Raw genomic sequence first — 24318 nt, 5'->3', positions numbered from 1 at the left:
ATTTTTCACTATAACTTTTACTTTATCTTAATTCTATCATAACTTTGGCTTGCAGGAGCGCCTCACTCAGTTCTTGCATTTGAATAAATCTAGCTTGGCGATATATTTCTTTACCGTAGGCAAATACAAGTATGGTAGGTCCAGAAAACGCCAAAAATCTCCCTGACAGTTCAGGAAGCTTATCAATAGATGCTTTTATTATATGAAAGCATCCTAGTACATCCGACTGGAACTGATCATTATTTGACGGTTGATCGTTTGATTGCCAGATATGTAGCTTTTGTTCAACAGCCTCACAAACACCGCAATTCTTAGATGTAAGGAGGACGAGACAGAGTGGAAATGTTTGTAGCTCCTGTTCAATCTCTTCTAACGTCACGCATTCTTTCATCGTAAGTATACCTCCTAAGAATTGTAAGTTGATATATGTGCAAATATGTAATGTATAAATATTAGAACATAATGGTATACGCATTCATACACAATCATCTAACAGCAGGGACCTCTCTTTCAAGCAAGCATTCATCTACCTATGCTCGTCTCTTCCAGTCCCCTTTTGATTAATTTGTGTATAAACCAGTATACAGGATTATAGGATGCTATGCATCGCCCTTGCTACTCTCACGGCGTTCAGTCTTGTTTATATTTTATCAGCCTCTACAAATAGCCACTTCCTACATTGACGTGTGAAAATAATCACCTAGAATAAAGAAGAAGGTTTTTTTAGAAGGAGGGTTCCTATGAAATGGAAAATAATCATTCCTATCGCCATTTTACTTATAGTTGTTGCTGGCTTTCTCATTTTTAATCAACAACGCACGGCTGTGTTCAAAAATCCAGAAACAGTCGTCCAGCAGTTTCAACAGGCGGTAGAACAAAAGCAAGTGGATATCTTTTTACAAGTGACTACTGTTCCAACTGGTGTCAAAGCCGTGTTAACTGATAAAAATGCAGTTGGAATCATTGAGAGTTTATCCCAACACACAGAAACCTGGAAAACATACGTAAACTCTCTTACCGAACAAGCTGCGAGCTACCAAACTAATCCCACTTATAAGCCAGAGACGCTAGACGATGCTGAATCAGCAAATTCTATACTGGTATTAAAAAAGGAAGGTAGCTTATACAAGGTACAGGTACGTCCAATCTATATGCAATTAATTGGACCAAAAGGAACCAAACTAGCAACAGGAGAGCAAGGCGTAGAAATTGCTCCACAGACCCAACCAGCTCAGTCTGAAAAACAACAAAATAAGGAAATGACGACTGAACAAGATAACAAAGCTACTTTCAAAGTAGGCCCCTTTTTCCCAGGAGAACATTTTATGAATGGAAGTCTGCCTACCATGCTCGGCACAGTGAGTACCGAAATCAAATTTGATGTTGGTTATGGTCGTTCTCCACAAGTCATAGTGAATTTCCCTGTTCGTGACGTTAAAGTGTACACCAATGTTAATAAGGCTACATTATTCCATAACGGTCAAGCTATACCCGTCACCTTTGAAAAAAGCTTTACTGGCTACGACGCCTTAATCACAAACGCACCCAAAAAGGCTCTAGAATTTACGGTCAAAGCTTCTACACCGCTAGGCGAGGTAAGTAAGACGGGGACATTAGGAGAGCAAGATACATTCATTGATTTGCCAATCCAAATCTCTGAAGCAGGTAGTATAGAGGATGATATCTCCGCTTTCTTTACAAACTATAATAAAGCATGGCTGCAATATGCCAAGACTAAAACGAGCGTTGATCCTCTCCTCCCTTATCTCTCGCCAAATGGCGATGAGAAAAAGAGTTACGAACGTGAAGTAGAGCAATTTAAAACTACACCAGACATATTGAAGCAAGTCTTTGTAGGTGAATTACTTCACTTAGAAATTGATTTTGGTTCTTTAGAAATGGTAGATGATACCCATTTAAAAGTAATGGTAAGAGAAGTTTATCAGGATAAATGGAAGAATCTTGGCACCAAACAGATAAACGAGCATGGTCAAGATGAACAATGCTGGGAGTATGAGCTACACAAGACAAACGACAAGTGGCAGCTAGCATCTACTCGTGCCGAATCGCTGTCCCGCTTTGGTCTGAATCGAGATCAAGTGAAGATAATAAAATAGACAAAACGTTTAAGAAATAAAGAAAAGGCACTCACCGTGTACGATACAGTGAATGCCTTTTCTCTTATTATGAAGAAACCTTTTCTCGGGCTAATCGTCATTTGATAGAGGGTGCCTCTTACTTTTTCAGAAAGCGTCCCGCTACCTTGCCCACAATATCCTTCACAAGCGGTTCACGCAGAATTAACAATGTTGTAAAGTAAATGACTGTAGATACGGTACCGCCTACCAGTAAATCTATAAGCCTACCCGATTCCAGCATCAGAACCCGAAGAATCAAGGCGAAAACAGACATTACAGCGCAGGCAATCAAAACCTTTGCTACCGTCAATAAGAAATCCCAAGTAAGAAGCTGGCCAATGGAGCGCCATAGTAACAAAAACAGTAGAATAGACTGTACCATTGCTGATACAGAAGCACTTAATGCTACACCGCCATGCTCTAAAAGCGGGGTGAATATTTTGGCAGTCAACAAATAAACCCCGATTCCTATCACTCCTACAATCACAGGTGTGCGAGTGTTTTCTAAAGCATAAAAGGCACGTGTAATCAAATCGCGAGCCGCTAAGAAATAAAGACCCATGCCATAGAAGATAAGGCCAAAAGCAGTCCAGGATAATGCTTCTTCATTAAAAGCACCCGATTGGCGAACAAACAGGATGCTAATCAAATTTTCACCGTATAAAATGAAACCGATTGTCACTGGAAACAACAAAATCAATAAGTAAGACAAGCCTTTTTCTAATGTAGCTTTCATTAAATGCATTTCTTTACGCTTTACATAATTGGCTAAGAGTGGAAACAAAGGTAATGTAAATGCCCCAACAAAGATAGCCATCGGAAGCTGAGCAATCTGATTAGCATAAGAAAGGGCTGCTACTTTTCCATCCCCAAGCCCCGTAGTTAGTCCACGTTCCAGAAAGGTGGTGGTTTGCGAGATTACGGAACCAATGAGGATCGGAACAACCCGTTCACCCATACTGCGCAATTCAGCATCCTGACGATATTGCAGGTTAAACCGTTGACTATAGCCATATTTGCGCATGGCTGGCCACATCACGACTAAAGCAGCTACGTAACCAAGGGTGGTAGCTATTGACAAGCCATCCACTCCAACGATTGGTACCAGGGCAACCATGGCAAGGATAACAATAACACTATTCGCCACCGTACCTAATGTAGATGTAAAGAAATGATGATGTGCATTTAAGACGCTTGCCCATAACCCAGCCAGACCAATAAAGAAAACAGACGGCCACATCAGCTGTAATTGCCGAATGGTCAGTGCCGCTTTTTCACCGCTCACTCCATACATCAGAGCGATCTGAGGAGAGAGAAAATAACCCGCCACGGTCAGAGCAAAAAAACTGAAGGTTATTAGCGCCAGCATTTTATGGTAGAGAATAGAAGCCTTCTGCAACTGATTCTCTTCTAGTATTCCTCGCATGGTAGGGATCAGGACAGCATTGATTGCTCCTGGAATAATCATGAACAGGGTCATGGGAATTGTTAGGGCAAGAAAGTAGGCATCCGCCTCCATTCCTGTTCCATACAAATGTGAAACATAGAGTGTGCGAATAAAGCCTAGCATGCGTCCTATTAATGTAATTACTACTATCATGGATGCGGTTTTTAGTAAATTCACAGCTCGTAATCTCCTAATTCTTGCGCGCTACTTATCTGTTAGTTAACAACGCTAGATTTCTTTTCCTTGCTACCCTATCTTATGATTCATTATAATGGTAGGGTCGAACATATGTGTAGGGGGACTTCGCTTGAAAACGAATCTAAAAAAGTTGGTTATGAATCCAACCAACTGGATTTACTTATTACTCACCTATCCTATCATTGATTACGCAATGCGTAAATTTATCCCGATTGGATTTATTGTTTCTTTGTGGGATGAAGGCGTTCTTACTGTCCTCCTTCTGTTTACCTTTGCTGCGTATGCAAAAGGCCACCGCACCATGCCTGGCATTAAGCATGCGTTCCTTGCCTTTTTGATATTTGGCCTGGGACTTATGTTTATGGATATGACGAATTTTAATGCTAGCGTGGAAGGTTTTCGAGCTATATTCCAATATATGGTTGCATTATTAATCGGCTTCTATTTAATTGAGTCGAAAGAACAAATGCAGAGTTTCTTGAAAGCCTTCACCTTAGTCGGTCTATTCGTAGCCTTGATTGGCGTAATGCAGGTTGTACTTGGAGTGGAAGTAAACAGCTCGTGGACAGGAGAAAACGAATCAATGAAGAGACGTGCATTCTCCATTGTAACAAGCCCAAACGTTTTGGGTAGCTACATGATCTTTACCGTTCCCATTGCAATAAGTCTATTTTTGCAAGGGATAACCAAAAAACAAAAGCTTCTTTGGGGGCTGACATCCCTGATTATGCTGGTTTGTCTTATTGCGACAGGCTCGCGTGGAGCTTGGTTCGCTCTACTAGCCGTATTAGTTATTGGCTCTGTTTTTGTGAACCGGAAAGTTTTCTTATCTATTGTAGCTGTATCCATTCTAGGCGGCGTTGTTTTGTTGGCTGTACCAGAAACAACTCCTGTCATCGGTAAGGTACAAAACCGTATTACCACCCTGTTTACTGAGGACTATTGGGAAAAGAGTAGCCAAAGCGGTCGCGTAGCACGTTGGACGAATGCTTACCACCGTATGCGACTAGAACCATTATTTGGCGCTGGCCCTGGTCATTGGGGTGGAGCAGTAGGTTCCCGTTATTTTGGAACTATCTATACTGACAGCTACATGTTTAAAACATTGGCCGAAACAGGGATCATTGGCTTAACCCTATTGATTACCATGATGCTTGCCATTGTTAAATATGCGGCTCAGGCTACCCTGCGCTGGAAAAACTCGCCGTATTTCTATACCGGCTTGGGATTATTCTGCGGTTTTCTGGCAGTGTTCTTCCATAACTTTGTGGAAAACATCTTTGAAGTGCCGTTTATGTCTACCTTCTTCTGGCTATTAGGCGGAATGGTAGCGGCGCTAGCCACTCTTGACTTCCGGTACGCCAACCGCAAAATTGGCTCCAGATCATAAACGAGAAAAAGGTGAATTGTATGCGACAGCTGTTTAGGCTGCAAACCTTATACTGGGCAGTTTATGCCTTTGCCCTGTTTATCGCTTATAACTTGGTGGTCAAGGTCGCTTTTATTGATCTATCATGGATTGCATTCGTGATCTTTGTGCCACTACTTATTGGGACGTACTTCCTCATTCATAAAAAGGAACGTCGTCAGGTGATTATTTTTACAATTGGTTTTTTACTGTTAGATAAAGCATTAACAACATTAGATGATCGTATCATGGTCAAATATGTAATAGGCGCAATTGGAGCGATTATTGCCATTTCCTTACTGGTTAAGTTTTACGGTAAAGTAAAGTGGAACGCCGTGTTTGCACTTGTTGCAGTAGCTTGCTTGACTAATTTCACCTATGCGCGTGATAATCTGGCAGCAATTAATCATTTTGTGTTAAAAGCAGAAACAGACCGTTTGTATAAAGGGGAATGGGTCGATTACTTCCCCATCACCTTGTATGACATCGACGGTGATGGAACAATGGAAATTCTGACGTATGGTAACGCAGATGAAGTTGCGGATGTAGAAGAGGATAAAATTCCGGAAACACCGGAAGAAAAAAAGGCAACTGCTGAAAAGCTTCTTTATCTAAAAAATGAGCCTCTGTCACTTTACGTCTTAAAATGGCAAGACGGCAAGCTTGTGCGTTTAAAACAAGATCAGTTTACGCCACAACAGTGGAAAAAAGCTTTGGCACAAATGCCAACAGACTATCCTGGTTTCCCTTATTACACGCAACAAGGAGATCAATTAGTTCCTACCGTACAGCGCCAAAGCTATACAGAAGCAATGATGCAATCTGGTACAGCACCATTCCGCGCTTTATTGCTTGATCTAGCACAGGTAGATAAAAAACTGACCGATCAAGATGGTTATACGTATCAAACAAATCATTTTAATAAGCCAACCAAATTCCATGATGTAGAAATTAAAAATGGATTTTTGACTGGCTCCTATGGTCAAATCTCGTTCCAGTACAAGTCGCGTGGTACCAAGATTTTAGACACTATGCGCCTTCCTGGTGGAGAAGAGGGACTTCTTGTACTGGATGAAGATCTAGCTGTGATTACAGTGAAACCTGATGCAACTGTGGAAGAAAGCTATCGTTTAAATCGTAAATCCTTAAAGGGTGGACTTGCGATGAGCGATATTATGGTAGCAGACATCGACCATGATAATCAGGATGAGCTGTTGATTGGCGGTGTTCCTTCTTACATCTTACGCCCAACCGCTGACGGTAATTGGGACATGTTATTTGCAAGTAACGAAAAAGACACAAGCTTCCGCTTAACCAATTATGCAAGCATAGGTAAGAATGAGCACGCAGAACTGATTGCCCAAGCCAAAAGCTGGGTGAGCAGTTTCGATCGTCGTTATCTCTCCGGCTTTGACTATACGCAGGATGGGCTTAAGCAGAATTGGAAGATTTATTTACCATTAATTAAAATGCAAGTCGGAGATATTGACGGAGACCAGGAGAACGAGTTGGTTGCTACGATGTACGATAACCATCGTATCTTAGTATTCAAACGCCACCAATTCCCTGTCTTCCCAATCGCTGTTGGCATCACTATCGCACTGTTTGTTTTTGGTATCGTGAGGAGGGTTCGCTATGCTTCAAAATAAAGGAAAATGGTTACTTGCGGGCATAACTGCTCTCTCTCTCCTCTCTGGTTGTACGTATGAATCTGCTCCAAAAGAGTTTGTAAAGGTAGAGGACACGGCTCCTGCTGGCATTGCCCCTGCTGAAAATCCTGCTGCCGTTTTACGTGCTGCTTTGGAAAAGGGAAAATCTTCTTTTGAGATGATGAAAAACGGTGTCCAAACAGAGGTCGATCCTAATAAATACTGGTTTAGCGGCTATGTGAAAAATCGAATGATGTCACGTGAAACGACAAGTATGTTTGATGGTATCGTGGAAGGCCCAGATGCTTATCAAGTGACCGGTCGCATCGCTCGTCAGGAGTTTGTATACTACCGTAAAGGCGACGAACGCTATATTTTTAAGGGCGGTAACTGGATTACAGCGCGTGAGGAACCAATTCCTATCGATGTATTTCGTGGTTATGAAGCATGGTTGCCTTTCTTAGACAAAGCAGTGCAGATGCCTGATGAAAAAGTGATTAGTACGGAGACAATTCCGTATCAAATCAAAATTACCGGTAAAGAATGGGTAGAAAAGGCTGATAGCGATCTTTTTGCAACCTTTAAGGAACATTTGCAAGATCGTCCGGATATTAACGAAATTTTAGCTAACACCACCATTAAAATGACCGTGGGCATTGGTAAAGATGATGGATTGATTCATAGCTATCAAACATGGATTATCCTGCCGATCCCAGGTGGTGGCTACATGGATCAGGAAGTTAAGTTCACTTTCTTTAAATATGGGGAAAACATTCAAATGAAAGACCCAGAAGAAGTGAAGAAATATTTACTTGATTAATTTGTAGTATTGGCTCTCAAAAGTAAAAAAACTCTCTATTGATTGTCAGTTAATGACCGATAGAGAGTTTTTTTGTATTTATTCTGAGCCAACACAAAAAGCGTGCGAGTGTATAACACCCAAACACGCTTCTACTGTTCGTTTATTCTTGTACAAGGTCTGCCTTCTTACCTTTTCTAGTACCGCCTACTAGTTCATTCATTAGGTGTGCCAGTTGACCTGCCTGTTCACGTCGTTCGTACAGCTTAACACGATCATAGAAGCTCTCATCGCGTTCTGTGTGTGACCCGTTCTCCTTCTGCTGTTTCCATGCCTGATATAGATGTAGATAAGCTTGCTTCATCGCATCCTTATCAGTAGGGTTGGCTACCTCGCCTAAACCAAAGCGCTGGATGATCTCTGTTGCCTCTCCTGGCATGTTTAAAGCTAAAATGGGTTTACCTACCCCCATGTATTCATAAAGCTTACCAGGAATGTAGGCTCCAGCATCGGGAGTCACGTCTCCGATCATCAACAAGGCATCTGCACCACTCATCAAGCCTAGTGCTTCTTTATGAGGAAGATTACCAAGCACTCTCACTGCATTCTGCAAACCAAGCTGCTCTACACAATCTCGATTTTCTGAATAGCCCGGATAGTCAAAGACACCCGCAAATGAAAGACATATCTCCTGTTGATCAACCAAGCCTTCATCAATCAGTTCCTTGATAGCACTCAGTAATAATCGCGGATTGCGTTTCTGATATAAAATGCCTGCATAAGCTGCATGAAAACGATCAGGTACCGTATGTGCAGGAGTCAGCTTTGCAAAATCTGCTTTGTCAAAGCCATTATAGATTAGCTCCATTCGGTTTGTGGTAGCTGGATATTTAATCTGGAAGTTTTTAGCGAATGTAGCAGTCACTGTTGTAATAACATCAGCTTGCTTCATTACTTTCGCTTCCATCCGCTCCTCCAGACGCTCTCTCCAAGCAATACCTGATCGATGCATATTTTGAGTCCATGGATCTCGGAAGTCTGCAATCCATTTACAACCGAACTCTGCTGCTAACTTACGAGCAACAAGGTGGTTTGTTACAGGCCCTGATGTAGAGAAGATAACATCAATGCGGTGCTTGCGCATGATTTCACGTCCTACCTTCAATGCCTCAGGATACCACAATATTTGATCATCCGGGATGAGCAGGTACGGTTTTATTTTTTTGGCTGTTTGAAATAATGTGTTCTTTAGACGTGCAACCAAGGAGGGCTGAGCGATTACCTCAGTCACTTGACGTGAACTTGCTACAACATTCTGGGCGTTTGTAGCAGACTTCTTGTTTTCAGCTTCACCCTTTTCTCCTACATGATCAGGAGTTGAATCTGCCCCATTATCTCTTGTCGTTTGACTACTGGAGGCCTGCTTATCATCAGCTTGCTTACCAGACGAGACTTGTGTATCTTTTGTAGGTTTACGGAATCTTGCAGTCATCTCCTTTGCTCGATGAATTTGCACATCTGCAGGAACATCTGCCAGTAAGCTGGTGTCAAGGGTAGCATGGTAGCTCGGGTCCGCGGTAAGCACGTGCACACCCCATCCGAATTCCCCTAGATATTTAGCCATTTTAAGCGGGCGTGGAACACCACCGCCTCCAATTGGTGGAAATATATACGAAAGTATTAATACATTATGTCGCTTATCCATATCTATTTTCCTCATCCTTATTCACGTTTCTAACCCAGTTATTCACTTGTTTAATTAGACAAATCCACAAAAAAAATGTCACGTTTACCATACCATAAGTACGGTCATATTGCGAATCACGGCTTCATCTGGTATATTTGAAATGGTCTGTTGGAAAGGTTCGGGTGGATTACATGAAAAGCAAACTACGTGTCCTCCACGTAATCGGCGGTGGAGAATTTGGTGGAGCTGAACAGCATATTCTCAATCTGCTTACTTCTTTTTCTAAGAAGCAAGTAGATGCAGCCGTCGTATGCTTTTACGATGCATTATTTGCGAGAAAATTGCGTGAAGCTGGTATCAAAGTGACAACATTACATACATATGGACGCTTCGATTTCCGTATTTTGCAAGGATTAAAGCAGGAAATTATCGCTATGAATCCAGATATTGTGCATACACATGGAGTTAAAGCTAACTTTATGGGAAGATTGGCGACTCGTTCGTTGGACTGCGCGACATTTACCACAGTCCATAGTAATTTAAAATATGATTATGTGAGTCCACTAGCTTCTTTTGGGGCAACTCTAATGGAAAAACAAACACGCCGCTGGACTGATCACTTTATTACTGTGAGTCAGGCACTCCAAACGGTCTTAATAGAAGATGGAATTCCAAAAGAAAAAACAAGTGTAATTTTTAATGGAATGGATGTTACCCCTTTCCGTGTAGAAAATAAAGCAGAAGTGCGTGCCATGCTACGTGAAGAGTGGGAACTCCCTCCCGATGCTTTTGTATTTGGAAACGTCGGACGTATCGTGCAAATCAAGGGGCTTCCTTATTTACTTCAAGCTTTTGCTCAGGTCTTAGCTAGCACGCAAAACCATCCTAACCTTTATCTAGCAATAATCGGGGATGGTGTAGAGCGCCCAGCTCTTGAAGATCAAGCACGTCAGCTTGGAATTGCTGAGCGAGTTCGCTTCGTTGGCTTCCGTACCGATGTTCCTCGTTGTCTTCAAGCGTTAGATATGTATGTGCATGCTGCGTTGTATGAAGGATTAGGTTATACGATCGTTGAAGGAATGGCTGCTTTTCTACCTGTAATAGCTACAGATGTAGGGGGCGTAGGAGAATTTGTCATTTCAGAAGAAACTGGGTTGTTGGTCCCACCAGCCGAAGCAGGTCAATTAGCAAAAGCTATGCTCAGACTCTGGCAGGATAAAGACCTTCAGCTACGCTTGGTTACAAACAGTACTGTAATGATCGACCGTGATTTTACGATTGACCAAATGGCTGAACAAACGATTCAGCTTTACGAACAAAAACGAAAACCTTAACTTATGTATGGGTATCAATTATCTATACTGACTTGGAAATAGCCTAAGCGTTAATGCTTATACCCATAATCAATATGTACAAAAACGACTTTCTCCGCTTTCATCTAAGTGAGTAAAGTCGTTTTTTCTTTGTTTGATTGTCTGAATCCTTGTACAATAGTAGTGGAACTACATAGAAAGGTTGTGCGTAATCGTGAAAGTATTTATATCCTGCGATATGGAAGGAATTTCGGGTATTACTGATCCTACTTATATTAACCCCGAAACAGGTAGTAATTATCAAAGAGGTCGTTCCTATATGACTGGTGATGTGAATGCTGTCATTGAAGGGGCAATAGCGGCTGGCGCTACAGAAATCCTGGTAGCAGATAGCCACGAAAATCTTAATAACATTCATTTGGAAGATTTGCATCCGAAAGCTCGCCTGCTTCGTGGAACCCCACGCGATCACTCTATGATGCATGGGCTGGATGAAACATATGATGCCGTTTTTTTAATCGGCTACCATACCCGTCACGGCGTTCCAGGGGTTCTTAGCCATACCATGTCCCGTGTAATTAAGAATATGTATATAAATGATCGAGTTGTTGGCGAATTTGGTTTTAATGCTATCTATGCAGGTTTATATGGTGTACCAGTCTGCTTGGTATCCGGTGACAATCTCATTGCAGAGGAAGCACGTGAGCTCATTCCTGGCATCCAGACAGCAATCGTTAAATATGCGACGTCTCGCACTTCTGCAATCTGCCTTTCGCTACAAGAAAGCCGCGAAATTCTTCAAGAGCAAGCAGGCCTAGCTTTGCAGCGTTGTAAGGAGATCGTACCACTCACTACAGAACTGCCACTTGAATTAAAGATAGAGTTCTCTCATTACGGTCAAGCTGAGATGGCCGCTATCGTACCAGAAACAAAGATCATTCCTAATACAACTGAAGTTACATACTACGCAAAAAATCAGTCTGATATGTATAAAACCATGCGTGCAATGATGAATTTGGCTAGTTCAGTGCCGTTTTGTTAACACCATGCACATGCACAAAGGCAAAAAACGTCCTGCTTCCCTCCATCATTTTGGCTGGGGACAGGACGTTTTCATTTATGCTTTTTTCCTTATTTACAATCTATCTACATTCTAAATCCGCTTCACTTTCACTTGCTCATCAAGTGTACGCGGAATACGATTTTTCAAATCTAATACGACCGGAGATGACGCCATTTTCCCGGTAACTTCAGCCCAATTAAGTTCGGTGAACTCCTGTTGCATCGCAGCTAACACCAAAGCATCAGCGCCTGATACAGCAGCTTCTAAGCTGTCTTTTTTATGATCATATGGGGTATGAACAGCAGGATCGTAAGAGGTAACTTCTACCCCTTTCGCGAGCAATAGCTCAATAAAATCGTGCACGGGACTGATGCGATCATCATTGGAAAAATCCTTCATCGCTAAACCAAACACAGCTACCTTACTGTCAGCCAAACGTTTACCCACAGATTGTAGTGTTTGCTCCAGCATGTTTACCAGCACAGTAGGAATGCCATCGTTGGTCTTACGTGCAGTAGTCAAAAGTGGTAAGTCAACGTGTAACTCCTTCGCTTTTGGTGCCAAGTAATACAGCGCATTTGGCAAACAGTAACCACCTACACCAGGACCAGGTGTTAATAAATTGACGCGAGTATGCGTGTTAGCAACCTTGATTAATTCAAAAACATCGATATCTGCTGCTTCCGCAAATCTCGCAAATTCTTGAACCATCGCAATATTTACGTCACGCTGAATGTTCTCAATAACCTTAGAGGCCTCCACTACACGAATATCTGTAATCGTGATCTCTGTCTCACTAATAAAGGAAAGCAATTCTTTTCCTTTGGCAGCACTCGCCTCGTTAATACCGCCTAACGCTAGAGGCATATGAATAAACTCTTCAAAAGCCCGTCCTTCTGCAATACGTTCAGAGCAGTAGCTTAGATAGAAGTCCTCGCCTGCCTTCATACCGCTCGCTTCTTCAAGGAATGGCTTCACGACTTCTTCCGTTGTACCAGGAATAACGGTACTGCGAATCATGACGTGATCACCTTTTTTAAGTTGGCTTCCTAATGATTGAGCAGCGCTTTTCAAATATTGCAACTCAGGATCACCATTTTTAACAGGGATACCCACTGTTACGATATAATGATCAACCTGCTGTTTTGCTTCCTCATAGGAAGTGGTGGCATGAAAACGACCTGCCTCCACCTGTTCTTTTAAAATTTCTGGCAATGTTTTGCCTTTATATGCTTCCAGATGGTGAGATTTTCCTTCGTTTGTTTCCTTCACAAGTTGTTCAGAAACATCGATTCCGACTACTTTTGCACCTTTCATCGCGTAGGTTAATGCGAGTGGCAAACCTACAAAACCAAGGCCTACAACCGCGACACGAATAGGATGTGTCATAATAATCTCCTCTTTCCTTTGTTTCTCCACGTATATATGCTACGTATGTAGTAACTACGATAGATAGTAAATTCCTAACCCCAGAAAAACAAGGCCGCAAATAAACAACGCTTTGTACAGTTTATCCAAATTGCTGCCCCCTCACTATGAGAGATTCTTTCTACCCTTCTCAAAGCCATATTATACCCTGCCAAACGTAAAAAGGACAGCCATTCACAAAAATTGCCGTCCTGATTACGCTTTGAAATATCTTCATGAATTTCTTACCTGTCCATTTTTACATGTAAGAATTACACTTACACCACCAAACTAGCTCCAATGATGTATGAAAAACCGATGGATAGAAACATGGAAATCAGCCCGATTGCGCGGTTATCCTGCTCGATTTCATGATCGATTTTTAGACTTGGCGTCATGAATTCAAAGATAAAGTAGGCAAGTAGCATCAATAGAAATCCGTAGCTAGCATGTAGTAGGGACGCCCCTAGCTTTTCATGCTGCTGAATGGAAAATCGGAAAATATTAGCAATCCCAAATATCTTCCCCCCTGTTGCCATTGCTACAGCAAGATTTCCCTTTTTTAATTCGACCCAGACTCGGTACTTTGTAACCAATTCAAAAATAGAGATAAACAGGATCATTGCAAGACCTGTCACAGCAAAATAGGTAGCCGTGGCTAGATACGTATTTTGAAATAAGATCGCCATAAGAGGCTCTCCTCCCCGCTATTTCAATTCTACAATGGTAGCACCCACGCCACCCTCGCCTTGACCACCTAGACGGAACGACTTCACGCTACGATGGCGGCGCAAAAATTCATGCACACCTTTGCGCAAAACCCCTGTACCATTCCCATGAATAATGGATACCTTATGGAAGCCTGACAATACTGCATCATCCAGATAACGATCTATTTCTTGAATGCTATCCTCTACATTATAGCCGCGTAGATCCAGATCTAATTTAACGCTATGAGCTTCTCTCTTAATGGTCGTGTACTGCACCGGTTTCTTCGGCTGTACTGATTCCTTCACCACATGCATATCATCTTTTTTGACTTTCATTTTAATAATTCCAAGCTGAACTAAATATTCAGAGCTAGATACCTTATCCAAGACGGTTCCCTTTTGTCCAAAGCTATCTACCATTACTTCGTCACCGATCTTGATCTGAGTAGCACGAACTGCTTTGGCTGGTTTTTTCACCTTTTCCTTTTCCAGCTCTAACACAGCATTTCCTAACCGCTGTTTGGCATCAATTAGGCGGTGTTCTTTAAAATCAACACCTTCTTTACGCATTTGACGCAACTCACGAATGATTTCTTCTGCTTCGTCACGGGCTAATTGTACAGCGATGCGTGCCTCTTCTTCCGCTTTTTCTAGCAATCGATTTTTTGTCTCAGCGAATTGACGGCGCTCCTCGTCTAATTGCTGACGTAATTCTTCCGCTTGTTTGCGGATATTCTCAGCGTCTTCGCGTTCTTTTTCTGCTGTCTTCTTGTTTGATTCCAAGGAGGCAATCATTTTCTCAACCTGATTCTCCTCTTTAGACACAGAGCGGCGAGCCTGATCGATGATTTGCTCGTTTAAGCCAAGACGCGCTGCAATTGCAAATGCATTAGAACGCCCCGGAACTCCAACCAGCAGTCGGTAGGTTGGACGTAGCGTCTGTACATCGAACTCTACACTGGCGTTAACTACTTCTGGCGTATCGTATGCATAGGCTTTTAACTCACTATAGTGCGTAGTAGCTACTAGTCTAGCCCCTTTGTCTAACACATAATCCAAAATGGACATTGCAAGCGCTGCACCCTCTGTAGGATCCGTACCTGCTCCTAATTCGTCAAACAGCACCAGACTCTTTTCATCCATTTGATCTAATATGCGAATGATGTTAGTTAAATGACTAGAAAATGTCGATAAACTCTGCTCAATGGATTGTTCATCACCAATATCTGCAAAAATAGATGAAAATATCGCCATCTCAGTTTCTTCTTGTGCTGGTATATGAAGGCCTGCCATCGTCATTAAGGATAATAAACCCAATGTTTTAATGGATACAGTCTTACCGCCAGTATTAGGACCAGTGACTACAATACCTGAATACTCTTTACCTAATTCTACATCTAGTGGTACGACTACCTTTGGATCAATCAGCGGATGACGTCCCTTTTTAAGTAAAATATAGCCTTCTTCATTTAATTTCGGGCTGATGGCTTTCATGCTGTATGCTAATTGCGCTTTTGCAAAGATAAAATCAAGCTCAGCTAGAACGGAAAGGTTCTCCAATAACATATCCACATGATCCGCTACTAGTACGGTTAACGTATAAAGAATGCGTTCTACTTCATGCTCTTCTTTTAATCTAGCCTCACGTAGCTTATTGTTCATCGAAACAATCACTTCCGGTTCAATAAACAACGTGGCACCTGACGCAGATTGATCGTGTACAATACCGCCAAAATGCGAACGATATTCCTGTTTTACTGGAATAACAAAGCGGTCTCCACGTATTGTTACAATGTTTTCCATCAACATTTTTTGTGTAGAGGAAGAACGGGTCATCTGGTCAAGCTTTTCGCGAATTCGTGCTTCAGAGCTTCTAATCTCCTGACGAATCTGACGCAATTCAAGGCTAGCGCTATCCACTACTTCACCGTTATCATCAATACAGCGCTTTATTTCAGTTTCTAATTCACGTAGCCCTTCAATTCTATCTACCAAGCTTTGCAATATGGAAAGCTCATGTTCCTCAGAAATATCATTAATAAACTGTTTAAGACGACGTCCCGCATGCAAAGTAGTAGCAATATCAAGAAGTTCCAGTGGTGCTAAGATCGAGTTCAGCCGAGCACGTTGGATCGGTCCACGGATATTGCGAATACCGCCCAAAGGCACGCTTCCTTTGACACGTAATACCGTGCTTGCTTCCTCTGTTTGTCTTTGTGCATGACGAACAACATCTATATGATTAAAAGGCTCAAGTGACTCAGCCAGTTCTCGTCCGAGTTCTGATGTGGTTTTCTCCATCAGCATGGCGATGATTTTGTTAAATTCCAGTGTTCGTAAAATCCTTCGCTCCACGTATGCTGCCCCCTTCTTATCTAATCATTTTATTATACCATGTAGTGCTATTAAATTTACAAAAACCATTTCATGAAAAATCAATGCCTATTTGGATAAGTTGCCCATTGAAATAATTACATGCTATTTGTTTTACATACTTTATTTCCTGGTAAGCCAAAATGAAAACGTACACCTACCCTACTACAAGGAGGACTCGTTTATGAGTTTCATGCGTCACGTTATTCGTTTTATCGTTGCCGCAATTGTTCTGATGTTCGTCGGCTTCCTAGTACCGGGCTTTGCCGTAAACGGTTTTTGGACTGCCCTGATTGCAGCAGTTGTTATTGCCCTCATTGGTTGGGGTGTCGAAAGCATTTTTGGTGATAAAATCTCTCCCTATAATCGTGGGATTGTCGGTTTCGTCGTAAGTGCTATCGTCATTTACCTAACACAATTTTTGGTACCAGGCTTCCGCGTTACTGTACTTGGCGCCTTACTTGCTTCCTTGGTCATTGGGATTATTGACTTGTTTATCCCAATGAAAAGTAAGATGGATATGCGCAACGGAGACTAAAGTAGCTTGCGTTAAGCGATACCTGCTAGGAATACAACACATACTCGCATGTATTCATTAAGTGCAAAACAGACTGCCTATGGCGGTCTTTTTGCTGATGCTTCTCGCTCCTACGGTATATGAAAGGGCTGTTGAGATAATTTCTCAACAGCCCTTTAACCTCATACGGTCTATGTTGTATGTTTATCATTTGAAGGCATTTTACTGGCATCTTCTTGCAACAGTCTGAGCAACTCCTCATACTCCTGCCGCAACCGGAAATACTCGTCAGCAATGTTTACCGAGCTTAGTACAGCAATTTTAGCCGTATCTAGCCGAAAGTTCCCCTGCGCGATTTCTTTCATTTTATCGTCAACATATCTGGCTACCATCCGCATATGGCTACTACTAGCCTTTCCGCTCAGGCGATACTGCTGACCATAGATTTCGACTGACAAACGATTTTTCCCATCTTCCTGCACGGAGTCTTCCTCCTTGAAATAGCCCGACTATACGCTCATTACTACTAGGTTACTGAAAATGACTGTATTCGTCAAGGAATTTGATGGAGGTATTTACTAGGAGCGTAATTCTGCTCCTACCTTAGTTAATGCTTCAATAACTTTTCCTGTTATCTCTTGCACTTCTTCATCCTGCAAGGTTCTCTCTGGATGACGATATACAATGGAGTACGCTACACTCTTTTTATCAGAGGCAATGCGCTCTCCCATATAAATATCAAACAAGGTAACCGACTCCAGCAATTCACCTGACTCTTCACGAATGATTGCTTCTAACTGTGCCACCGGCAAGTTACGTTCTACCACTAACGCTAGGTCACGAGTTATAGCAGGGAATTTGGGCAATGGTTTGTAATCAGTGAGATCGGCCGCAAAGCTGAACAAATGCTGTAGATCAAATTGGAATACATAGGTTTCATCTAAATCATGATCCTTCTCCGTCTTAGGATGAAGCTGTCCTACATAACCAATCACTTCACCCTCAACCATTACATCAGCTGTACGTCCAGGATGCATTCCTTTGCGATTTTTATTTGCAGTATAGGTTACGGCAAGTGAGTTTATTCCCAAACGGCTAAACAAGGATTCAACCAAGCCTTTCACCGTGTAAAAATCAACAGGAGCTTTTACGCCCATCCAATTTACGGGCATCCATTGACCTGTCACAAGACCACCTAGATACAATCGTTGTTCTGGTTGTTCTGTCAGTTCTTCTTGTTCGGATAAGAAGACATGACCTAATTCAAAGAAAGCTAAATCTTGGTTTTGTCTATTCTTGTTATACGTAGCCGTCTCTACAAGGCTTGCTAGCAAATTCGTACGTAATACACTATGCTCTTCGCTAATTGGCATAGCTAGTGGCACAGGATGCAACTTGCGTTCGTCTTGTAATCCGCTAAATTGTGCCAGCTTATCAGGGTGTAATAATGCATAAGAGATGGTCTCAGATAACCCTGTTCCGATTAGGTGATGACGCGTAATACGGCGCAATTGTTGTTCTTTAGTTAACTTACCTTGGATTGATTCTCCACCTGGTAGTGTTACCGGGATACGATCATAACCATAGAGGCGTGCTACTTCTTCAATTAGGTCCTCAGATAGTGTAATGTCGCCACGACGAGTAGGAACCGTCACTGTGAACAATGCTCCTTCTGCCTGTTCTGTCTGGTCAAATGTAAACTGCAAGCGAGTAAAGATATCTGCTACTTGTTCTTTTGTAATACTAGTCCCTAGATGCTCATTAATTTTTGTAAGTGAGACTGGAACCACAGCAGGTTGGTTTACTGTGATGGTTTGTTCAGCTACCCCTTTAGATACCTTGGCATGAGCTAGTTTTTGAATTAAGTGTGCAGCGCGATCAGATGCTACAGAGATACGGGATTGATCAACACCCTTTTCCCACCGAACACATCCTTCTGTACGCAAATTCAACATTTTAGACGTGCGACGGATAGAAGCCGGCGTGAAGTAAGCAGATTCTAAAATGATCTCCTTCGTATTATCGACGATCTCAGAGTTAGCTCCCCCCATTACGCCAGCAATGCCCAAGCCTTTTTCTTTGTCAGCAATTACTAACGCTTCTGGATCGAGAGCACGTTCTTGATCATCTAGCGTAGTCAGTTTTTCATTTTCTTGTGCCAAGCGAACAATAATTTGTTGATCTGCTACTTCTTTTGCATCAAAAGCATGCAGCGGTTGTCCGTATTCTAATAAGACATAGTTGGTGATATCTACCACATTATTAATTGGACGTGTTCCAGCCGCTATCAGACGATTCTTCATCCATTGTGGTGCACTTGTGATCACCGCATCAGTAAAGTGTCTACCTACGTACTGATAACAATGCTCGCTAGCTTCAATAGCAACCGTAACAGGATTTGCTTCTCCATCCTCCGTTACCGATGTATCTGGTAATTTAACCTCACGTCCATAAAGCGCTGCTACCTCATAAGCCACTCCTAGCATGCTTAAACAGTCGGAACGATTCGGAGTCAAGCCCAACTCCAACACATAATCATTTAATCCCAAAAACTCAGTCGCATCCGCACCCAGCTCTGCGTCTTCTGGTAAAACGAGAATACCTTCTTGCTGGTCCTTTGGAAGTAATTTATCGTTTAATCCTAGTTCTTTCGCCGAACAAATCATCCCTTGAGATTCTACACCGCGAAGCTTGGATTTTTTAATTTTAAAGTTCTCAGGTAACACAGCACCGATCATTGCTACTGGAACTTTTTGTCCTTGTGCCACATTTTGAGCACCACAAACGATTTGTAATAGCTCCTCTTGACCTACATCTACCTTTAATACGCTTAGACGGTCTGCATCTGGATGCTTTTCACGTTCCTGAACATAACCGATGACAACACCTGTTACGCCTTTGTTTAGAGATTCGACACCCTCTACCTCGATCCCACTGCGAGTCATTTTTTCCGCTAAATCCTGTGGTGTTATATCTGTTAAATCAACATATTCTTTTAACCATTGATATGATACTTTCATTGCTTACATAATCCCCTTTCTTTCCGAACCGACTAGGAGCGGTTAAATTGACGTAGGAAACGTACATCGTTTGTATAGAAATTACGAATATCCTCAATGCCATACTTCAGCATTGCAATGCGCTCTACTCCCATACCAAATGCAAAACCGCTTACTTCCTGCGGATTATAGCCTGCCATTTCAAGGACGCGAGGATGAACCATTCCAGCACCTAGAATTTCAATCCAACCAGTTTGTTTACAAATGCGGCAACCCTCACCGTGACAGATTACGCACTGAATATCTACCTCAACGCTCGGCTCTGTGAATGGGAAGAAACTAGGGCGAAGACGAATTTGCTGGTCTTCTCCAAACATTTGCTTAGCAAACGTCAGCAAGGTTCCTTTCAAATCACTCATGCTAATGCCTTTTCCAACCACAAGACCTTCAATTTGAGTAAATTGATGGGAATGTGTCGCATCGTCATCATCACGGCGATACACTTTTCCAGGGCAAATGATTTTAACTGGCGTTTTTCCTTCTTTTTTTAACATGGTACGAGCCTGTACAGGTGAGGTATGCGTACGTAATAACAGTTCCTCTGTAATGTAGAAAGAATCCTGCATATCACGTGCTGGATGTCCTTTTGGTAAGTTGAGCATTTCAAAGTTGAAGTGATCTAACTCCACTTCAGGTCCTTCTGCTACTTCATAGCCTAGACCAATAAAGATATCTTCCAATTCTTCAATAATACGAGACAAAGGATGCATCGTTCCTGTCGGTACAGGACGACCTGGCAGTGTCACATCAATGCTTTGCTTGCTTAACTTCGCTTCTAGTACACGTGCTTCAAATTCCTGCTGTTTAGAAAGAATCGCTTCTTCAATCACTTGACGAACATCATTAACTAGCTGGCCTACTTTTGGGCGCTCTTCAGCAGACAATCCACCCATACCACGTAGAATTTCTGTTAATTCGCCTTTTTTGCCTAAGTATTTGACACGAAGGTCCTGAAGCTCCTGTCCTTCGCCTACTTGCTTCAATAAAGCAAGTGCATTTTCTTTTAACTGTTGTAAACGCGTTTGCACAAACAATCTCTCCTTTGTTTACAAATAAAAATACAACAAAAAAACTTCCTCCCTAAAAACAGGGACGAAGTTTAATTTCCGCGGTACCACCCTGGTTAGACATCTCATTATGTCTCACCTTCGCATCCGTAACGTGGATGAACCGGTGCCTCCTACTATAAGATACGATTGAAACTTTTGATCTTAGCCAGTTAATCACAAGCATTTGATCGCAGTCTTTCAATCTCGGGTTCAGAGGTCTGCTCATGAGGGAATTCCATAGAGATCACGTAAAAGTGCTTCCAGTCGCTTAATAAGCGGCACCTTTTCCCTGAACACGTCATCTGTTCTATGTACTAGTCTCAATCCTAGCATTTATGACAATTATTTTAGAATTTGCGATTAATTATACCTCACAATGAGGGTGACTTGCAAAAGAAAAGCTGATAATATCCAAAAAATCTTAGCCGCAATCACAATCAGCTTTGCGCTGACGTACCGCTTCATACAACATCACGCCAGTAGCAACAGCTGCATTTAACGATTCTGTTCGTCCATAGATCGGAATGTGAATCAGTTCGTCTGCTTGGGAAAGTACGGAATCTGACACTCCTCGTGCCTCATTACCAATTACTATGGCAACCTTTCCGCTATATACTGGTTCGTCATACTCTCGACTTTGTTGCCCAAGGGCTGTCACCAGTATACGTCCACCTGCCATTTTTATTTGCTCTGATACGGCTTTTACATCACAAGTAAATACGGGCATGCGGAAGAATGAACCCATCGTTGAACGCAATACCTTCCCATTATAAAGGTCGACACTGCCTCGTCCCATCAAAACAGCATCTACACCAGCCGCCTCTGCTGTCCGCATAATTGTACCTACATTACCAGGGTCTTGTAATTCGTCAAGAATGAGTATGAGAAAGTCGTATTTTTGCAAACACTTCCACTCAGTAGCCCAATCATTAGAACGCATTTTCACTTCTGCTACGATTCCCTGCGGTGTTTTTGTTTCTGATAACTTACTTAACACGGCATCCGTTGTAGACAAGCATTTGACAGGGTATGGGAATGCTTCAAGCGCTCGGTTTACTGTAGCTGGTAAACCTTTGCCCTCATCATACAAGAGCGTTACTACTTCCATCTTAGACAATAGAGCTTCTTCCACAAGATGCTCTCCTTCTATAAGGAAACGTCCTGCTGATTCTCGGCCCTTTTTGGTTTGCAATTCCTTCAAGCGCTTTACTAAAGGGTTTTGCAGAGATTGTATATGTTCTACTTTCATGTATTTATGCCTTCTCCTCAAATTCTTTCAAATCCATATTATGACCAATGACAACCAATACATCATCATGTTGCAAAACAATGTCTGGGCCTGGGGAAATGTTAAACGATTGGTTACTCTTAATAGCAATAACGTTAACTCCATACTTAGCACGAACATCGATGTCCCGTAAAGATTGTCCAACCATCGAATGAGATACTACCACCTCAGCCACACTATAATCTTCAGCAAGCTCGATAAAATCCAGTACATTAGCTGAAATTAAATTATGCGCAACGCGTATTCCCATATCTCGCTCTGGAAATACCACTCGATCCGCTCCGACCTTATAAAGAACTTGCCCATGGCGCTCATTTTGTGCTTTAGCTACGATTTTTTTAACGCCCATTTCTTTTAGAATCAAAACAGTCAAGATACTGGCTTGAATATCAGCTCCAATGGATACAACCACAACATCAAAGTTACGGATTCCAATTTCTCGCAATGCCATCTCATCTGTAGAATCGGCAGCAACCGAATGTGTTACATTTTGGATATTTTCATTAATACGCTCTTCATCTTCATCGATTCCCATCACTTCATAACCCATTTCATACAAAGCATGGGCCACACTGGAACCAAAGCGTCCCATTCCAATAACGGCAAATTGTTTTGACATGATTCAACCTCCCATTTGTCCTACTAGATTATAACATAGCGCTTGAACAGTACAAAAGGAATGTAAATGTAGCGTTCAACGAATACTAACGGTGATCATCTTTATTTTTGATGTAAAAAGGAGTGTTATACAGGTGAACATTAATGCATTAAATCTTCGTCAAGCTATTATGTATAAAATGCAAGGCTCTAGTCCTACCTCTGTACAAGAAACAATCAACGATGCTATTTCAAGTCGTATGGAGAAAACATTACCTGGACTTGGTGTATTATTTGAGGTGTTATGGCAAAACAGCAACTCAGATCTGCAACAACAAATGGTCACTACCATCTCCGAGCATATTCCAACGAATACAGACTCTCCTGTATAAGTAAGAACTCACTCTACTTTGTTACTTCTTTTTTATCAAAAGACAATGGGAACTTGCAAGTTAAGTTACCGTTGTCTTTTTTGCATAGAAAAAGGCGAACACTGGTTTACAACCAAAGTCCGCCTTGTTATTGATTATTCAAAAGAAGTTAATTCTGCTACCTTTTCTTTATCCAAGCGCTTCACCAAAGCAATCAATAATTTTACCAGGTTCTCATAATCATCATAATGAAGTACAGACGCATGACTATGAATATAGCGTGTTGCTACAGAGAGTGCAATAGATGGTATACCACTACCTGTTAGAGTAAACGCCGCCGCATCTGTAGCTCCACCTGGAATGGAAGTTAATTGATACGGTATCTTTTCCATTTCAGCTGTCTCAATAACAAAATCACGCAATTTTTGCGGAGCAATCATTCGAGCGTCATATAGCCCAATTTCTACCCCTGCACCTGCTTTTGATGGAGCATCATTTTTGCTAACACCTGGTGTATCACCAGCGATACCCACATCTACCGCGATACCGATATCAGGTTTTACTACATTAGCCACAGTGAAAGCTCCACGAGTTCCTACTTCTTCCATTACAGTTCCTGCCGCATACAAGGTATTTGGGTGCTCAACACCTTGTAGGCCCTTCATTAAATCAATAGCAGCAGCACAACCCATACGATTATCCCATGCTTTTGCCATCAGCATTTTTGGATTTTTTAACACAGTAAATGGACACACCGGAATAACCGGATCACCCAAACGAACTCCGAACTCCTCTGCCTCTTTTTTACTAGAAGCCCCAATATCCACAAACATATCTTTGATTTCAACCATTTTACGGCGCTTTTCCATTGGCATAACATGTGGTGGGATGGAACCAATTACTCCATCTAAGAAGCCTTCCTTGGTTTGAATATGCACACGCTGTGCCAGCATTACCTGTGGCCACCATCCACCCAACGGTTGAAATTTCAGAAAACCTTCCTCTGTAATACGCGTTACCATGAAACCAACTTCGTCCAAGTGTCCCGCGATCAACACTTTAGGCCCGTTAGCATCTCCTGTTTTTTTAGCGATCAAGCTCCCTAAATTATCATAAGTAATTTCATCTGCGTACGGTTCTATGTATGATTTCATAACCTGACGGACTTCTTGTTCAAAGCCTGGTACACCATGAGCCTCTGTTAGATCACGTAGCATTTGTTCTGTTTTTTGATCCATATCTTTC

The 24318-nt window shown here is 42.0% G+C and carries 20 protein-coding genes; 8 read left to right on the top strand and 12 right to left on the bottom strand.

Going from position 1 to position 24318, the window contains the following annotated elements; genetic code table 11:
- Positions 1-22 precede the first annotated feature (22 nt).
- Positions 23-391, bottom strand: a complete 369-nt coding sequence (locus BrL25_RS16205) for a thioredoxin family protein (protein ID WP_018671290.1) — start codon at positions 389-391, stop codon at positions 23-25.
- A gap of 349 nt (positions 392-740) precedes the next feature.
- On the opposite strand from BrL25_RS16205, the gene BrL25_RS16200 reads away from it, so the two are divergent.
- Positions 741-2117, top strand: coding sequence for a zinc ribbon domain-containing protein (locus tag BrL25_RS16200; RefSeq protein ID WP_018671291.1), 1377 nt, complete (start codon positions 741-743; stop codon positions 2115-2117).
- A gap of 118 nt (positions 2118-2235) precedes the next feature.
- Here BrL25_RS16200 and murJ read toward each other — a convergent pair whose 3' ends face one another.
- Positions 2236-3762: a murein biosynthesis integral membrane protein MurJ gene (gene murJ, locus BrL25_RS16195; protein ID WP_018671292.1), complete on the bottom strand. Its 1527-nt coding sequence runs from the start codon at positions 3760-3762 to the stop codon at positions 2236-2238.
- A gap of 130 nt (positions 3763-3892) precedes the next feature.
- Between murJ and BrL25_RS16190 the strand changes: the two genes are divergently transcribed.
- Genes BrL25_RS16190 through BrL25_RS16180 form a run of 3 tightly spaced genes read left to right on the top strand, consistent with a single transcriptional unit; the run spans position 3893 to position 7660 of the window.
- Positions 3893-5173, top strand: coding sequence for an O-antigen ligase family protein (locus BrL25_RS16190; protein WP_018671293.1), 1281 nt, complete (start codon positions 3893-3895; stop codon positions 5171-5173).
- Positions 5174-5193: 20 nt separating this feature from the next.
- Positions 5194-6840, top strand: coding sequence for a hypothetical protein (locus tag BrL25_RS16185; protein ID WP_018671294.1), 1647 nt, complete (start codon positions 5194-5196; stop codon positions 6838-6840).
- Entirely contained in the window at positions 6827-7660 is an 834-nt protein-coding gene (locus tag BrL25_RS16180) for a hypothetical protein (RefSeq protein WP_018671295.1), read from the top strand. The genes BrL25_RS16185 and BrL25_RS16180 overlap by 14 nt, the downstream gene beginning before the upstream one ends.
- Positions 7661-7802: 142 nt before the next feature.
- Here BrL25_RS16180 and BrL25_RS16175 read toward each other — a convergent pair whose 3' ends face one another.
- Entirely contained in the window at positions 7803-9344 is a 1542-nt protein-coding gene (locus tag BrL25_RS16175) for a glycosyltransferase family 4 protein (RefSeq protein WP_018671296.1), read from the bottom strand.
- A gap of 173 nt (positions 9345-9517) precedes the next feature.
- Between BrL25_RS16175 and BrL25_RS16170 the strand changes: the two genes are divergently transcribed.
- Positions 9518-10660: a glycosyltransferase gene (locus BrL25_RS16170; protein WP_018671297.1), complete on the top strand. Its 1143-nt coding sequence runs from the start codon at positions 9518-9520 to the stop codon at positions 10658-10660.
- Between the two features lie 193 nt (positions 10661-10853).
- On the top strand, positions 10854-11681 hold the full coding sequence (locus BrL25_RS16165) for a M55 family metallopeptidase (RefSeq protein WP_026315130.1): 828 nt from the start codon (positions 10854-10856) through the stop codon (positions 11679-11681).
- A gap of 111 nt (positions 11682-11792) precedes the next feature.
- Here the strand turns inward: BrL25_RS16165 and BrL25_RS16160 are convergent, their stop codons facing one another.
- From BrL25_RS16160 to BrL25_RS16150, 3 genes are all read right to left on the bottom strand, one after another.
- Positions 11793-13091, bottom strand: a complete 1299-nt coding sequence (locus tag BrL25_RS16160; RefSeq protein WP_018671299.1) for a nucleotide sugar dehydrogenase — start codon at positions 13089-13091, stop codon at positions 11793-11795.
- 296 nt (positions 13092-13387) lie between these two features.
- Positions 13388-13798, bottom strand: a complete 411-nt coding sequence (locus tag BrL25_RS16155; protein WP_018671300.1) for a DUF350 domain-containing protein — start codon at positions 13796-13798, stop codon at positions 13388-13390.
- Between the two features lie 18 nt (positions 13799-13816).
- On the bottom strand, positions 13817-16174 hold the full coding sequence (locus BrL25_RS16150; protein WP_018671301.1) for an endonuclease MutS2: 2358 nt from the start codon (positions 16172-16174) through the stop codon (positions 13817-13819).
- Between the two features lie 202 nt (positions 16175-16376).
- On the opposite strand from BrL25_RS16150, the gene BrL25_RS16145 reads away from it, so the two are divergent.
- Positions 16377-16730, top strand: a complete 354-nt coding sequence (locus BrL25_RS16145; protein ID WP_018671302.1) for a phage holin family protein — start codon at positions 16377-16379, stop codon at positions 16728-16730.
- Positions 16731-16900: 170 nt separating this feature from the next.
- On the opposite strand, the gene zapA is transcribed toward BrL25_RS16145, so the two are convergent.
- From zapA to BrL25_RS16120, 5 genes are all read right to left on the bottom strand, one after another.
- Positions 16901-17191 (bottom strand): cell division protein ZapA, encoded by a 291-nt coding sequence (gene zapA, locus BrL25_RS16140; RefSeq protein ID WP_003335012.1) that lies wholly within the window; start codon positions 17189-17191, stop codon positions 16901-16903.
- 96 nt (positions 17192-17287) lie between these two features.
- A complete protein-coding gene (gene pheT, locus BrL25_RS16135; protein ID WP_018671303.1) occupies positions 17288-19729 on the bottom strand; it encodes a phenylalanine--tRNA ligase subunit beta in 2442 nt (813 codons plus the stop codon).
- Positions 19730-19761: 32 nt separating this feature from the next.
- Positions 19762-20796, bottom strand: coding sequence for a phenylalanine--tRNA ligase subunit alpha (gene pheS, locus BrL25_RS16130; protein WP_018671304.1), 1035 nt, complete (start codon positions 20794-20796; stop codon positions 19762-19764).
- 442 nt (positions 20797-21238) lie between these two features.
- The gene (locus tag BrL25_RS16125; RefSeq protein ID WP_018671305.1) at positions 21239-22066 is read right to left on the bottom strand and encodes a TrmH family RNA methyltransferase; all 828 of its coding nucleotides are present in this window, start codon (positions 22064-22066) and stop codon (positions 21239-21241) included.
- A gap of 4 nt (positions 22067-22070) precedes the next feature.
- On the bottom strand, positions 22071-22724 hold the full coding sequence (locus tag BrL25_RS16120) for a potassium channel family protein (protein ID WP_003335016.1): 654 nt from the start codon (positions 22722-22724) through the stop codon (positions 22071-22073).
- A 133-nt stretch (positions 22725-22857) separates the two neighbouring features.
- Between BrL25_RS16120 and sspI the strand changes: the two genes are divergently transcribed.
- The gene (gene sspI, locus BrL25_RS16115) at positions 22858-23094 is read left to right on the top strand and encodes a small acid-soluble spore protein SspI (protein WP_018671306.1); all 237 of its coding nucleotides are present in this window, start codon (positions 22858-22860) and stop codon (positions 23092-23094) included.
- 134 nt (positions 23095-23228) lie between these two features.
- Here the strand turns inward: sspI and BrL25_RS16110 are convergent, their stop codons facing one another.
- Complete coding sequence (locus tag BrL25_RS16110; protein WP_018671307.1) at positions 23229-24311, bottom strand: M42 family metallopeptidase; 1083 nt, start codon at positions 24309-24311, stop codon at positions 23229-23231.
- Positions 24312-24318 lie beyond the last annotated feature (7 nt).

The sequence above is a fragment of the Brevibacillus laterosporus DSM 25 genome (genome assembly GCF_002706795.1).
Classification (GTDB): Bacteria; Bacillota; Bacilli; order Brevibacillales; family Brevibacillaceae; genus Brevibacillus_B; species Brevibacillus_B laterosporus.
This window is presented reverse-complemented; position numbering and strand designations above follow the sequence as displayed.

What these genes read in the sequence shown, in the direction of transcription:
- BrL25_RS16185 (WP_018671294.1), top strand. Translation starts at nt 5,194, where the DNA reads ATGCGACAGCTGTTTAGGCTGCAAACCTTATACTGGGCAGTTTATGCC.
- BrL25_RS16145 (WP_018671302.1), top strand. Translation starts at nt 16,377, where the DNA reads ATGAGTTTCATGCGTCACGTTATTCGTTTTATCGTTGCCGCAATTGTT.
- BrL25_RS16125 (WP_018671305.1), bottom strand. Translation starts at nt 22,066, where the DNA reads ATGAAAGTAGAACATATACAATCTCTGCAAAACCCTTTAGTAAAGCGC.
- BrL25_RS16110 (WP_018671307.1), bottom strand. Translation starts at nt 24,311, where the DNA reads ATGGATCAAAAAACAGAACAAATGCTACGTGATCTAACAGAGGCTCAT.
- BrL25_RS16160 (WP_018671299.1), bottom strand. Translation starts at nt 13,091, where the DNA reads ATGACACATCCTATTCGTGTCGCGGTTGTAGGCCTTGGTTTTGTAGGT.
- BrL25_RS16180 (WP_018671295.1), top strand. Translation starts at nt 6,827, where the DNA reads ATGCTTCAAAATAAAGGAAAATGGTTACTTGCGGGCATAACTGCTCTC.
- pheT (WP_018671303.1), bottom strand. Translation starts at nt 19,729, where the DNA reads ATGAAAGTATCATATCAATGGTTAAAAGAATATGTTGATTTAACAGAT.
- BrL25_RS16170 (WP_018671297.1), top strand. Translation starts at nt 9,518, where the DNA reads ATGAAAAGCAAACTACGTGTCCTCCACGTAATCGGCGGTGGAGAATTT.
- BrL25_RS16175 (WP_018671296.1), bottom strand. Translation starts at nt 9,344, where the DNA reads ATGGATAAGCGACATAATGTATTAATACTTTCGTATATATTTCCACCA.
- BrL25_RS16205 (WP_018671290.1), bottom strand. Translation starts at nt 391, where the DNA reads ATGAAAGAATGCGTGACGTTAGAAGAGATTGAACAGGAGCTACAAACA.
- BrL25_RS16200 (WP_018671291.1), top strand. Translation starts at nt 741, where the DNA reads ATGAAATGGAAAATAATCATTCCTATCGCCATTTTACTTATAGTTGTT.
- BrL25_RS16155 (WP_018671300.1), bottom strand. Translation starts at nt 13,798, where the DNA reads ATGGCGATCTTATTTCAAAATACGTATCTAGCCACGGCTACCTATTTT.
- BrL25_RS16120 (WP_003335016.1), bottom strand. Translation starts at nt 22,724, where the DNA reads ATGTCAAAACAATTTGCCGTTATTGGAATGGGACGCTTTGGTTCCAGT.